General features: G+C 64.1%; 12 protein-coding genes. 8 read left to right on the top strand and 4 right to left on the bottom strand.

The window, feature by feature from the left end:
- Positions 1 to 4: 4 nt before the first annotated feature.
- Together paaG and paaF are read right to left on the bottom strand one after the other, a co-directional pair.
- Complete coding sequence (paaG, locus tag MnOB_RS21430; protein WP_077526244.1) at positions 5 to 796, bottom strand: 2-(1,2-epoxy-1,2-dihydrophenyl)acetyl-CoA isomerase PaaG; 792 nt, start codon at positions 794 to 796, stop codon at positions 5 to 7.
- Between the two features lie 44 nt (positions 797 to 840).
- Entirely contained in the window at positions 841 to 1,614 is a 774-nt protein-coding gene (gene paaF, locus MnOB_RS21425) for a 2,3-dehydroadipyl-CoA hydratase PaaF (RefSeq protein ID WP_077526243.1), read from the bottom strand.
- Between the two features lie 407 nt (positions 1,615 to 2,021).
- Here paaF and paaN point away from each other — a divergent pair, with 407 nt between their 5' ends.
- From paaN to MnOB_RS21385, 8 genes are all read left to right on the top strand, one after another.
- The gene (gene paaN / locus MnOB_RS21420; protein WP_077526242.1) at positions 2,022 to 3,707 is read left to right on the top strand and encodes a phenylacetic acid degradation protein PaaN; all 1,686 of its coding nucleotides are present in this window, start codon (positions 2,022 to 2,024) and stop codon (positions 3,705 to 3,707) included.
- Between the two features lie 25 nt (positions 3,708 to 3,732).
- Positions 3,733 to 4,332 carry a phenylacetic acid degradation protein PaaY gene (gene paaY, locus MnOB_RS21415; RefSeq protein WP_077526241.1) on the top strand — a complete coding sequence of 200 codons (600 nt, stop codon included), beginning with the start codon at positions 3,733 to 3,735 and terminating at the stop codon, positions 4,330 to 4,332.
- Positions 4,333 to 4,423: 91 nt separating this feature from the next.
- Positions 4,424 to 5,347, top strand: a complete 924-nt coding sequence (paaX, locus tag MnOB_RS21410) for a phenylacetic acid degradation operon negative regulatory protein PaaX (RefSeq protein ID WP_077526240.1) — start codon at positions 4,424 to 4,426, stop codon at positions 5,345 to 5,347.
- A gap of 91 nt (positions 5,348 to 5,438) precedes the next feature.
- Positions 5,439 to 6,359 (top strand): transcriptional regulator FeaR, encoded by a 921-nt coding sequence (feaR, locus tag MnOB_RS21405; RefSeq protein WP_077526239.1) that lies wholly within the window; start codon positions 5,439 to 5,441, stop codon positions 6,357 to 6,359.
- A gap of 427 nt (positions 6,360 to 6,786) precedes the next feature.
- Positions 6,787 to 7,179, top strand: coding sequence for a c-type cytochrome (locus MnOB_RS21400; RefSeq protein WP_077526238.1), 393 nt, complete (start codon positions 6,787 to 6,789; stop codon positions 7,177 to 7,179).
- A gap of 47 nt (positions 7,180 to 7,226) precedes the next feature.
- A complete protein-coding gene (locus tag MnOB_RS21395; RefSeq protein ID WP_077526237.1) occupies positions 7,227 to 8,717 on the top strand; it encodes an aldehyde dehydrogenase family protein in 1,491 nt (496 codons plus the stop codon).
- Between the two features lie 320 nt (positions 8,718 to 9,037).
- Entirely contained in the window at positions 9,038 to 10,411 is a 1,374-nt protein-coding gene (locus MnOB_RS21390) for a glutamine synthetase family protein (RefSeq protein WP_077526236.1), read from the top strand.
- Between the two features lie 161 nt (positions 10,412 to 10,572).
- Positions 10,573 to 12,123, top strand: coding sequence for an amino acid permease (locus MnOB_RS21385; protein WP_077526235.1), 1,551 nt, complete (start codon positions 10,573 to 10,575; stop codon positions 12,121 to 12,123).
- Positions 12,124 to 12,168: 45 nt separating this feature from the next.
- Here the strand turns inward: MnOB_RS21385 and MnOB_RS21380 are convergent, their stop codons facing one another.
- Complete coding sequence (locus MnOB_RS21380) at positions 12,169 to 12,513, bottom strand: hypothetical protein (protein WP_077526234.1); 345 nt, start codon at positions 12,511 to 12,513, stop codon at positions 12,169 to 12,171.
- 344 nt (positions 12,514 to 12,857) lie between these two features.
- Positions 12,858 to 12,975: aldehyde dehydrogenase family protein (locus MnOB_RS28665; RefSeq protein ID WP_158713845.1), on the bottom strand; the 118-nt coding region annotated here is incomplete at its 5' end.

Raw genomic sequence — 12,975 nt, 5'->3', positions numbered from 1 at the left:
GGTCTCAGCGTCCTTTGAAGGCCGGGGTGCGCTTTTCCATGAAGGCGCTGACGCCTTCGCGATAGTCCTCACTGCGGCCGGCAAGGCGTTGCAGGTCGCGTTCGACGTCCAACTGCTCGTCGAAGCTGTTGTTCAGGCTGGCATTGAGGCTGCGCTTGATCAGGGCCAGGCCGTAGGTGGGCTGGGTGGCCAGGTGGCGGGCGAGCTTCAGTGCTTCTTCACGCAGGGCGGCGTCGTCCACCACGCGGTAGATCAGGCCCCACTGCTCGGCCTGTTCGGCGGTCAGGCGATCGCCCAGCAGGGTCAGGGCCTTGGCGCGCGCCATGCCGACCAGGCGGGGGAGGGTCCAGGTACCGCCGGAATCCGGAATCAGGCCGATCTTGCAGAAGGCCTGGATGAAGCTGGCGGAACGCCCGGCCAGGACCAGGTCGCAGGCCAGTGGAATGTTGGCACCAGCACCGGCGGCCACGCCATTGACCGCGCAGATGACCGGCAGCGGCAGGTCGCGCAGGGCGCGGATCAGCGGGTTGTAGAACTTCTCGATGGACTCGCCCAGGTCCGGCGCAGCAGCGCCGGGAGCGACATTGCGATCGCCCAGGTCCTGGCCGGCGCAGAAACCACGGCCTTCACCGGTCAGCAGCAGAACGCGGACTTCAGGGTTCTGGCGCACCTGCTTGAGGGCTTCGCGGACTTCGCCATGCATCTTGGCGTTGAAGCTGTTCAGCTGCTCCGGGCGGTTGAGGCAGAGGGTGGCGACGCCAGCCTCGATGGAAAACAGGATGTGCTCGAAGTTCATGGCTCTGGTGCTCTATGGAGTTCGAAGGGGCAGACGGCCAGGGCTTACTGGCCGGTGAATTCGGGGCGGCGCTTTTCCTGGAAGGCGCGGATGCCTTCTTCGCGGTCGCGGGTGCCGGCCAGCAGCGTGAAAGCGTGGCGCTCGAAGCGCAGGCCGCTGGCCAGGTCGGTGTCTTCGGCCTTGAGCAGCGCTTCCTTGGCCAGGCGCACGGCCAGTGGCGCCTTCTGGGCGATGACACGGCCGATGGCGATGGCGCGCTCGACGGTGAACTCGGGTTGGGTCACTTCGCTGACCAGGCCGGCGCGCTGGGCGTGGCGGGCGTCGATGGCCTCGCCAGTGAGCACCATTTGCATGGCCAGGGATTTACCGACCGCGCGCAGCAGGCGCTGGGTGCCACCGGCACCGGGCATGATCCCGAGGTTGATTTCCGGCTGGCCGAAGCGGGCGTCTTCGCCAGCGATGAGGATGTCGGCGTGCATGGCCAGTTCGCAGCCGCCGCCCAGGCAGAAGCCATTGATGGCGGCGATCAGCGGCTTGCTGAAGCGGGTGATGCGCTGCCAGTGGGCCAGGCGCGGGTCATTGAGGATGCCTACGAGGTCGCGCTCGGCCATTTCCTTGATATCGGCGCCGGCGGCGAAGGCCTTGCGGCTGCCGGTGATGACCACGACGCGGGTCTCGGCGTCCTGCTCGGCGGCGTCCAGTTCGGCGGCCAGTTCACCCAGCAGCTCGGTGTTGAGCGCGTTGAGCGCTTCCGGACGCTGCAGGGTGATCAGACGGACACCCTGCTCGGGCGGCAGGACAGCAAGGGTACGAGGCATGTCGACTCTTCCTCAGGTGCACGCGCGGCCTTTGCGAGCCGCTCTTATTAGTGGGTTCGGGGTGGAGTCCGTTCCTGTGTCTGCCGCGCTGAGGGCGGGGCGACTTTGGCCGGAGTATAACCACAAAGCGATACAAAACAAGAATTACAGATATGATTTATGTGTCTCATATAGTCTGTCTTTACTACCAAAGGACAGATTGCCAGGCGCTGTTCAGTGAATGTGAGTGCCGTATTTGTGGGGGTTTATCGTTATTTTAGGGTGCGAAAGACGTTCCGATGACCGGTCGTCATCTGATACAGGTGCTGAAGCTTTAATGTTGCAGAATGATGTGATACAAAATTCACCATCAAGCGAATCGCTTTGCGCCACCTTGTGGTTTCATCTGCCTGTTGAGGAGTTCTTCCATGTCGACCACCGCCCGCGCCGCCGCCCTCGAGCTGTTCGAGCACCATCGCGGTACCCTCGAACGCGCCGTCCAGGCCATCAGCGAGCGTGGCTACTGGTCGCCCTTCCCGGAAAGCCTCAAGCAGTACCCGGAAGAATCGGTAAAAGGTGCCCAGGCTGCCTTCGAGGCGCTGCTGGGCCAGCACTTCGTCCTGGCGGGGCCGCAATCTGTCGGTCGCGCTGGTGCCGAGCGTTCGCCCTATGGCTTCGATCTGAATGTGAGCTATGACCAGTACGACGCCGACGCGCTGCTTTCGCGCCAGCAGGCTGCGCTGCCGGCCTGGCGAGATGCCGGCCCGAAAGCGCGGGTCGGTGCGTGCCTGGAAATCCTCCAGCGCCTGAACGCCCTCAGCCCGACGCTGGCCCATGCCGTGATGCACACCAGTGGCCAGGCCTACATGATGGCCTTCCAGGCCGGCGGCCCCCACGCGCAGGACCGTGGCCTGGAAGTGCTGGCCTATGCCTGGCGCGCCATGGCCGAGGTGCCGGAAGCGGCGTGCTGGACCAAGCCCCAGGGCAAGCAAGACCCGTTGGTACTGGAGAAGCGCTGGCACATCGTCCCGCGTGGCCTGTCGCTGGTGATCGCCTGCTCGACATTCCCCACCTGGAACACCTATCCCGGCCTGTTCGCTAGCCTCGCGACCGGCAACCCGGTCCTGGTCAAGGCGCACCCCGGCTCCATCCTGCCGGTGGCCATGAGCGTCAAGGTTGCCCAGGACGTCCTGGCTGAGCTGGGCTTCGATCCGGCCCTGGTGAGCCTCGTGGTGGACAGCCCGGAAGCGCCCGTAAGCCACCGCCTGGCCCTGGACCCGCGCGTCAAGCTGGTGGATTTCACCGGCTCCAGCACCTTCGGCAACTGGCTGGAAGACAACGCCCGTCAGGCCCAGGTCTTCACCGAGAAGGCCGGCATCAACAGCGTGATCATCGACAGCGTGCGCGACATCAAGGCCGTGGCGCGTAATCTGGCCTTCTCCCTGAGCCTCTATTCGGGACAGATGTGCACCACGACCCAGGCCATCTATGTGCCTCGCGGTGGGATCCGTAACGGTGACGAACAATTGAGCTTCGACGAAGTCGGCCAGGCACTGGCCGGTGCCGTGCGCAGCTTCCTCGCCGACAACGAGCGTGCCTGTGCGGTAATCGGCGCCATCCAGTCCGAGGCCACCGCCCAACGCATCCAGGCTTGCCGCCAACTGGGCGAGGTGTTGCTGGACAGCGAGGCCCGCGAGCATCCGCAGTTCCCCGGCGCGCGCGTCCATACGCCCCTGCTGCTGAAGGTGGATGCCGCCGACCGCGATGCCTATTCCGAAGAACGTTTCGGCCCCATCGCCTTCGTCATTGCCACCGACGACACCGCGCACAGCCTGCGCCTGGCCGGTGAGGTGATCGCCGAGAAGGGCGCCCTGACCCTGGGCGTGTACTCCACTGACGAGGCGGTTCTGGACCAGGCCGAGCAACTGTCCCAGGACGTCGCCGTGGCCCTGTCGGTCAACTTCGACGGCGGCGTATTCGTCAACCAGTCCGCGGCCTTCAGCGACTTCCATGCCAGTGGCGGCAACCCGGCGGCGAATGCCTCGATCACCGACGGTGCCTTCGTCGCTCGTCGCTTCGTCACCGTGCAGAGCCGCCGCCACGGCGCGGCGTGAGCCTATAAGAAGAAGGAGCCCTGCGATGACCTGCTACAGCCTCGACGGATTGACCCCGGTGGTGCATCCCGCCGCCTATGTGCATCCCAGCGCCGTGCTGATCGGTGACGTGATCATCGGGCCGGGCTGTTACGTCGGCCCCCTGGCCAGCCTGCGGGGCGATTTCGGCCGGATCATCCTGGAGGAGGGTGCCAACATCCAGGACACCTGCGTGATGCACGGCTTTCCCGAAAGCGACACCGTGGTCGAGCGCAATGGCCACATCGGCCACGGCGCCGTGCTGCACGGTTGCCGCATCGGTGAAGACGCCCTGGTGGGAATGAATGCGGTGGTGATGGACGGCGCGCGGATCGGTGCGCGCTCCTTCGTATCCGCCACCGCCTTCGTCAAGGCCGGCTTCAGCTGCGAGGCGCAGTCCCTGGTGATGGGCGCCCCGGCGCAGGTCAAGCGCAGCCTGAGCGATGAGGAAGTAGCCTGGAAACAGGCTGGTACCCGCGAATACCAGCAACTGGCCCAGCGTTGCCTGGCCAGCCTGGAAGTCTGCGAGCCCCTCGCCGAGGTGGAGGCCGACCGACCGCGTATAGCCGATCGTGGGGTGCGTCCGAAAGGTACTTCGTCGCAATGAGGGCGGTCTTCGCACACCGGGGACGTTCCCCGATGGTCATGCCGATGAGCCTGCGGGTATATTCGGCGTCTTTTCCGTTTCCAGTATCCCCATGACTTCGCTCGTGCCCTTGGATCAACTCGTCACCCGCTTCCAGCAGCAGACGCCCATTCGTGCCAGCTCGCTGATCATCACCCTCTACGGCGATGCCATCGAACCGCACGGCGGCACTGTCTGGCTGGGTAGCCTGATCCAGTTGCTGGAGCCCATGGGCATCAACGAACGGCTGATCCGCACGTCCATCTTCCGCCTGACCAAGGAAGGCTGGCTGAGCGCCGAAAAGGTTGGCCGGCGCAGTTACTACAGCCTGACCGGCACCGGCCGTCGGCGGTTCGAGAAGGCCTTCAAACGGGTTTACAGCTCCAGCGTCCCGGCCTGGGATGGCGCCTGGTCGCTGGTGATGCTGTCGCAATTGCCCCAGGACAAGCGCAAACAGGTGCGCGAGGAGCTGGAATGGCAAGGTTTTGGTGCGATTTCGCCCACTGTGCTGGCCAATCCGCGCTGCGACCGGGTAGACCTGACCGCGACCCTGCAGGAACTGGATGCCGTTGAAGACAGCATCATTTTCGAGACCCGCTCCCAGGACGTGCTGGCCTCCAAGGCCCTGCGCATGCAGGTTCGCGAGAGCTGGAACATCGACGAGCTGGGCACGCACTACAGCGAGTTCATCCAGCTGTTCCGCCCGCTCTGGCAAGCGCTGCGCGAGCAGGAAAACCTGCAGCCGGCCGACTGCTTTGTGGCCCGAACCTTGCTGATCCACGAATACCGCAAATTGCTGCTACGTGACCCGCAACTGCCCGACGAACTCCTTCCGGGCGATTGGGAAGGCCGCGCGGCACGCCAGCTGTGCCGCAATATCTACCGACTCATCTTCGCCAAGGCGGAGGAATGGCTGAACGCGGCGCTGGAAACCGCGGATGGTCCGTTGCCCGACGCCGGTGAGAACTTCTATCAGCGATTCGGTGGATTGAGGTAAAGCAGTCGCCCATTGGGCGGCAGTCACGGACGAGGTGAACCCGGCACTGCCGGATAACAAGAACAACGCCTAGCGTAAGGCTGAGAAAGCCATGATGAGTGCACAATCAGTAAGGGCAGACCGCTTCGACGAGTGGCTGCAGGGTATCAACCAGGTCTGCGGACGTTTCGGCGCCAAGCTGCTCGGCTCGGAGTTTTCCGGCTCGATCCGCGAGCACAAGGCCGGTGCCATCAAGCTGAGCTTCGTGGACGTGGCCCAGGCGCGCCTGTACCGCACCCCGAAGGAAGTGGCGCAGAGCGAAGGCAAGCATTTCTACCTGGCCTTCCAGTTGGCCGGCCGCGCAGGCATGGAGCAGGGCGGAAACAGCATCGAGCTGGCGCCTGGCGACATCACCCTGATCGACTCCACCCTGCCCAGTGATTTCGTTTATCACGAGAATTCCCGCCAGCTTTCGCTGATTGTGCCGCGCCACATCGTGGAGCAGGGCCTGCGCTTCACCGGCGTGCGCTGCGCCCAGCGCATCCCGGCCAGCTCGCCGGTAGCGGTGATGGCCAACCGACTGATCATCGAGTCGACGCACCAGAACAGCCTCAGTCTGTGCGAGAGCGAAGCCACCCTGGAAGCGATGGTCAGCCTGCTACGCCCGGCCCTGAGCGCCACCGAAGTCGAGCAGGATGCCCACGAACGCTTGTTCCGCAAGACCGTGCGTTTCATCGACGAGAACATCTGCGCCGAGGAACTCTGCCCGGAAACCATCGCCCGCGAGGTCGGGGTTTCGGTACGTGGCCTCTACCGCATGTTCGCCAAGAAGGGCCTGGTGGTGGCGCAATACATCAAGAACCGCCGCCTGGACTTCTGCGCGGAAAGCCTGCGCCACTCCAGTGGCGAGCAGAAGCTATCCGCCCTTGGCTATGCCTGGGGTTTCACCGATTCCAGCTACTTCTCCACCGCCTTCAAGGCACGTTTCGGCGTGTCCCCCAGCGAGTACCGCAAGCAGTACAGCCAGGGTTGATCGCGATCCGCTCAGGGGCGATCTCCCTGTAGGGGCGATTTCAATCGCCAAGGGCAGCGCAGCTGCCCCCTGGGAGTCCTTAGGGCAGGACTGCGTCCTGCTTGGCGAATGAATTCGCCCCCACAGGTGTTTACCAGCCCCCGGCGTTCCGGCTTGGTCTTCTTTTTGTGGGGGCGATTTCAATCGCGATGGGCAGCGCAGCTGCCCCCTGGGGCCTTGGGGCAGGACTGCGTCCTGCTTGGCGAATGAATTCGCCCCTACAGGTTTCTTCCCCCATGCGGCTTGTCTGGCAGCCCTGCCAACACGACTGGCACAGACAAAAAAACCTCGATCCCCTCTAGCGCAGAGAATCCGGACATCGGCCCTGATTCCGCGCGTGCCGTCGTGGCTGCGCGGGCGGGCTAGTGATGATCGAGGTAGGAAGTAGATGTACAAACACAACAAGGGGCTGCTGTTCGGCGTGTTGTCGCTGCTGATGGCCCAGTCGGCGCTGGCGGCGGACTGCGCGCCAGAGCTGGTGCAGAAGGGCGAGACACTGTTCGGCAGCGATTGCTCGGTGTGCCATTCGGCCAAGCAAGACGGCCCGACCATGATGGGGCCCAACCTTCACGGCGTTTATGGACGCAAATCCGGCAGCCTGGCCGGCTTCAGCTACTCCCAGGCGATGAAGACCAAAGCGGTGGAGTGGAAGCTGGACAGCCTGGAGCAGTTCATCGCCCAGCCCCAGTCCTTCGTCGCCGGCACCTACATGCCCTATGCCGGGATGGCCGACGCCGATGGGCGTCGCGCGGTCGGCTGCTTCCTGGGCGCACAGAAATAATGATGGTGCCGGGCAGGCGCCCGGCCCACGGATGAAGAGGATCGAGCATGAGCAAGGTTGAAATCCTGCCGCAGGTCGCGGCATTCCTGGAGCGTCGCCACGGCTGCTTCATCGACGGTCAATGGGTGCTGCCGGAAGGCGCGACCACCCCGGTGCTGAACCCCGCCACCGGCGAAGCCATCTCCCACGTGCCTGACGCGCCGCTGGAGTACCTGGATCGCGCCGTGCAGTCCGCCCACCAGGCGTTCAAGTCCCGCGTCTGGTCCGGCCTGCGTCCGGCCGACCGCGAGCGTATCCTGCTGCGTTTCGCCGCCCTGGTGGAAGAGAACGCGGAAGAACTGGCCCAGCTGGAAACCCTGAGCCAGGGCAAGTCGATCAACATGTCGCGCATGCTGGACGTCGGCGCCACTGTCGAGTTCATGCGCTACATGGCCGGCTGGGCGACCAAGATCGAAGGCCAGACCATGGACGTGTCCATCCCGATCCCGCCGGGCTCGCGTTTCACCGCCTTCGCTCGTCGTGAGCCGGTGGGTGTGGTTGCCGGCATCGTGCCGTGGAACTTCCCGCTGATGATCACCACCTGGAAGGCCATGCCGGCGCTGGCCACCGGCTGCACCGTGGTCATCAAGCCCGCCAGCGAAACCCCGCTGACCGCCCTGCGCCTGGCCGAACTGGCCTTCGAGGCGGGCATTCCGGCCGGCGTGTTCAACGTCGTCACCGGCGGCGGCAGCACCGTCGGCAACGCCCTGGCGTCGCACCCGCTGATCAGCAAGGTGTCCTTCACCGGCTCCACCGCCGTGGGCAAGAGCGTCGGCGTGGCCTGCATGGAGAACATGACCCGCTTCGCCCTGGAGCTGGGTGGCAAGAACCCGATGATCCTGCTGGCCGACGCCGACGTGGAGAAGGCGGTGCAGGGCGCGCTGCTCGGCGGCCTGCTGAACAACGGCCAGGTGTGCGCCGCGGCCTCGCGCTTCTACGTGCACCAGTCCATCTACGAGGCCTTCGTCGAGGGCCTGGCCGCTGCGGTGAAGGGCCTGTCCATCGGTCCGGGCATGGACCAGGACGCGGCGATCAACCCGCTGGTATCGCGCAAGCAGCAGCTGAACGTGCTCAAGCACATCGACCTGGCCCGCCAGGAAGGCGCCCGCGTGGTGGCCGGTGGCGAGCGTCTGGAAGGCGACGGCTTCTTCGTCCAGCCCACCGTGCTGGCCGACGTGAACCACGAGATGACTGTGTCTCGCGAAGAAGTCTTCGGCCCGGTGCTGTCGGTGATCCCCTTCACCGATGAGGACGCCATGATCGAACTGGCCAACGACAGCGTGTACGGCCTGGCCGCCAGCCTGTGGACCAACGACCTGTCCAAGGCGATGAACCTGGTCCCGCGCATCGAGGCTGGCACCGTGTGGGTCAACGCCCACGTGCTGCTGGACCCGAACATGCCCTTCGGCGGCGTCAAGCAGTCCGGCATGGGCCGCGAGTTCGGCCGCGCAGTGATCGAGGCGTACACCGAGCTGAAGTCGGTCTGCATCTCCCACTGATTCGAACCCTCGATTTCCGGCAGGCGCCTTCACGCCTGCCGGTTTTTTTTGTGGGTTTCATTTCTATGGGACGAACCAATCTTGTAGGGGCGAATTCATTCGCCAAGGGCGGCGCAGCTGCCCCCTTCGAGATCTATTGGCAGACCTTCGGCCTGCTTGGTGAATGAATTCGCCCCTACAGAAACAGCGATTCACCGGAAGGTGAAAACCCCCGCAAATTCCCCAATCTTCGCCGTTCGCACCGTCCTGGTGCGGGTAAACCTTGCACTTTCCATTCCTGAACTAAGCTTTCGGCAGTCCCCCGACCAAAGGACCGCCTCATGAGCGAACCTCTCCTCAGCTTCGACGAACTCAAGAAAGCCGTAGCCAGCGGCGAGATCGATACGGTGCTGGCCTGCATGGTGGACATGCAGGGACGATTGGTTGGCAAGCGCTTCCAGGCTGAGTTCTTCGTTGACAGCGCCTATGAGGAAACCCACTGCTGCAATTACCTGCTGGCCGACGACATCGACATGGAGCCGGTGCCCGGCTACGCGGCGGCGAGCTGGAGCAAGGGCTACGGCGACTTCGTCCTGAAGCCGGACATGAGCACCCTGCGCCGGGTCCCCTGGCTGGAGTGCACGGCCCTGGTGCTTTGCGACGTGCTGGATCATCACCACCGCGAAGACCTGCCCCACAGCCCGCGTGCCATCCTCCGGAAACAGGTGGCCCGGCTGGCGGAGCGGGGGTATCAGGGCATGTTCGCGTCGGAGTTGGAGTTCTACCTCTTCGACGAAAGCTACGACGCCATTCACAGGCGCAATTACAGCCATCCGAAGACGGCTTCGAACTACATCGAGGACTACAGCATCCTTCAGACCACCCGCGAGGAACCGGTGCTGCGCGCCATCCGCAAGCACCTGCAGGCCTGCGGTGTGCCGGTGGAGAACTCGAAGGGGGAGTGGGGGCCGGGGCAGGAGGAGATCAACGTCCGCTATGCAGACGCCCTGACCATGGCCGACCGCCACGCCATCATCAAACACGCCTGCAAGGAGATCGCCCACCAGCAGGGCAAGTCGATCACCTTCATGTCCAAGTGGCGCTACGACCTGGCCGGTTCCAGTTGCCACATTCACAGCTCGCTCTGGGACAAGAAAGGCAAGAAGGCGCTGTTCTACGATCCCAAGGACGAGTTCGGTATGTCGAAGCTGATGCGCGGCTGGGTGGCTGGCCAGCTCAAGTACGCCAGCGAGGTCACCTATTTCCTCGCGCCCTACATCAACTCCTACAAGCGCTTCCAGGCCGGCACCTTCGCCCCGACCCGTGCCGTGTGGAGCCGCGACAACCGCACTGCTGGCTTCCGTCTCTGTGCCGAGGGCAGCAAGTCGGTGCGCATCGAGTGCCGCATCGGCGGTGCCGACCTCAACCCCTATCTCGCCTATGCCGCGCTGATCGCTGCGGGGCTGGCGGGTATCGACGAACAACTTGAATTGGCAGCCCCCTTCGAGGGCGATGCCTACGTGAACGACCAACTGCCGGAAGTCGACAAGACCCTGCGCGAGGCCACGGCCGCCCTCAAGGGCTCGACCATGCTGCGCAAGGCCTTCGGTGACGAGGTGGTCGACCACTACGTGCATACCGCCGAGTGGGAGCAGAAGGAATACGACCGGCGCATCACCGACTGGGAGTTGCAGCGCGGATTCGAGCGCTACTGACAGATTCGCTGTCCGGTCAGCGGCGGGTTCGGGCACGCCGGCTGGCTGGTTTGTAACGGGGATGGGAGCGGTACGACAGGCTGTCGCATTGCTGGCGGGGAAGGTGCCCGAACCGCCGCATGGAGCAATCCATTGCCAATCCAAACCAAAGGGCACCCAAGATGAATCCTGCAGGCCAACACGGCTCCACGCATCAGGACGATGACGTCAAGCTGTTGCACAGCATGGGCTATGCCCAGGAGCTGTCGCGACGGATGGGCGGCTTCTCCAACTTCGCGATTTCCTTCTCCATCATTTGCATCCTTTCCGGTGGCATCAATTCGCTGGCCCAGGGCACATCGGGCGCCGGTGGTGCCTCCATCGGCATCGGCTGGCCGCTGGGCTGCATGATCTCCGGCGTATTCGCCGTGGCCATGGCGCAGATCGCCTCGGCCTATCCGACGGCCGGCGGGCTGTACCACTGGGGTTCGATCCTCGGCAATCGATTCACCGGCTGGCTCACCGCCTGGTTCAACCTGCTGGGGCTGGTGACGGTGCTGGGTGCAATCAACGTGGGCACCTATTACTTCTTCTTCGGGGCCTTCGGCCCGATGCTGGGCATGGAAGACACCATCACCACGCGGATCATCTTCCTGTCCATCCTCACGGGCGGGCAGGCGCTCTGTAATCACTTCGGCATCGGATTGACGGCCAAGCTGACGGACTTCTCGGGCTACCTGATCTTCGCCACGGCCATCGCCCTGACCGTCGTCTGCCTGATCGCCGCACCCAGCTACGAGTTCTCCCGGTTGTGGACCTTCGGCAACTTCTCCGGTGCCGCCGGTGGCAATGTCTGGCCGGAAGTGTCCAACAGCTGGATCTTCCTCCTCGGGCTGCTGCTGCCGATCTACACCATCACCGGCTACGACGCTTCCGCCCACACCTCGGAAGAAACCGTGCAAGCGGCCCATTCGGTGCCGCGTGGAATGGTGATGTCGGTGGTCTGGTCGCTGCTGTTCGGCTGGCTGATGCTCAGCGCCTTCGTGCTGATGCTGCCGAGCATGGAAGAGGCGGCTGCCCAAGGCTGGAACGTGTTCTTCTGGGCCATGGACACCCAGGTGAATTCGACGGTGAAGGAACTGCTTTTCCTGGCCATCTTCATCTCGCAGATCCTCTGCGGCCTGGCGACGGTAACTTCGGTGTCGCGGATGATCTTCGCCTTCGCCCGTGACGGTGGCCTGCCGGCGTCCAAGGCACTGGCTTCCGTCTCGCCGAAACACCGCACCCCCGTAGCGGCCATCTGGACCGGCGCCACCTTGGCGGTGCTGTTCGTCTGGGGATCGTCGCTGGTGTCCATCGGCGAAACGCCGGTCTACACCATCGTCGTGTCCTGCACGGTGATCTTCCTGTTCTTCTCGTTCGTGATTCCCATCGTGCTCGGGCTCTTCACCTTCGGCACACCCAAGTGGCCGCGCATGGGGCCGTGGAACCTGGGGCGCGGGTTGTATTCGCTGGTGGCGATCCTTTCGGTGATCTCGATGGCGCTGATCTTCATCATCGGTATCCAGCCGCCCAACGACTGGGCGCTGTACATCACCATCGGCTTCCTGATCCTCACCGGGATTATCTGGTTCGCCTTCGAGGCGCGGCGCTTCCAGGGCCCGCCCATCGGCGACATGATCGCCAAGCGCCAGGCGGAAATCGCCGCGGCGGAGGAGGCGTTGAACAAGTGACCTGCGCCGGCGCCCCTGTCCTGTCGGGAGAGGGGCGCCGAGCCTTCAGTTCACGGCTTGGATGCGGATGCCGCGCACCTCGACCTGATCACCCGGCTTGAAGTGCTGGCCGGGGGAACGGAAGCGCTGCACTGAACCGTCATCCATTTTCACCAGGTAGGCCGGCTCGGCGAGGCCGGAGGCTTGCTGGACGGCGCCGCCACCGAAGTAGCCAACCGCGGCACCGGCGACGGCACCAACCGGACCGCCAATGGCACCGAACATCAGTCCGGTCATGCCGCCGCCAGCTTTGCCGGCAGTGGTGTCAGGCACTTCAGAGAGGACCTCCGCGGCGAAGGCGGGGGAGGAAGCGAGCAGGGCAAGGCACAGGGTGATTCTGGGGACTTTCATGATGGTTCCCTTCGACTGTTGTATGGCAAAGGGTCCTTGTCACATTCCGTGCCAGAAGTGAAGTCCTTTCAGATCAACAACATGCGGCCTGTGATGTCATTTCGACTGCGGTTCGAATGACAGCGTTTGCTGTCATTCCGACCTCTATCAGTCTAGTTCGCCCCCGGAGGCGGGGTGGGGCCGCGGAAGGTGGATTGTGGGGGCGAATTCATTCGCGAATAAATTCGCTCCCACAGGTGGGGCAAGGGCGTGATGGGTTTCGCAAGCTCAACCCATCCTACGGTCGCGTATTCGTAGGATGGGTAGAGGTACGAAACCCATCAGAACGACGGTCGTCCGGGCACTCAGAGTTTGATCAGCACCGACTTCAACTCGGTGTAGTGCTCGATGGCCGCCGCGCCCATTTCGCGGCCGACGCCGGAGAGCTTGTAGCCGCCGAAGGGCAGGGCCGGGTCGAGGGCG

This window comes from Metapseudomonas resinovorans (assembly GCF_002003485.1).
In the GTDB taxonomy this organism is placed as follows: Bacteria; Pseudomonadota; Gammaproteobacteria; order Pseudomonadales; family Pseudomonadaceae; genus Metapseudomonas; species Metapseudomonas resinovorans_D.
Note: the sequence above shows the minus strand (reverse complement) of the source record. Positions and strands in the feature narration are given on the sequence as shown.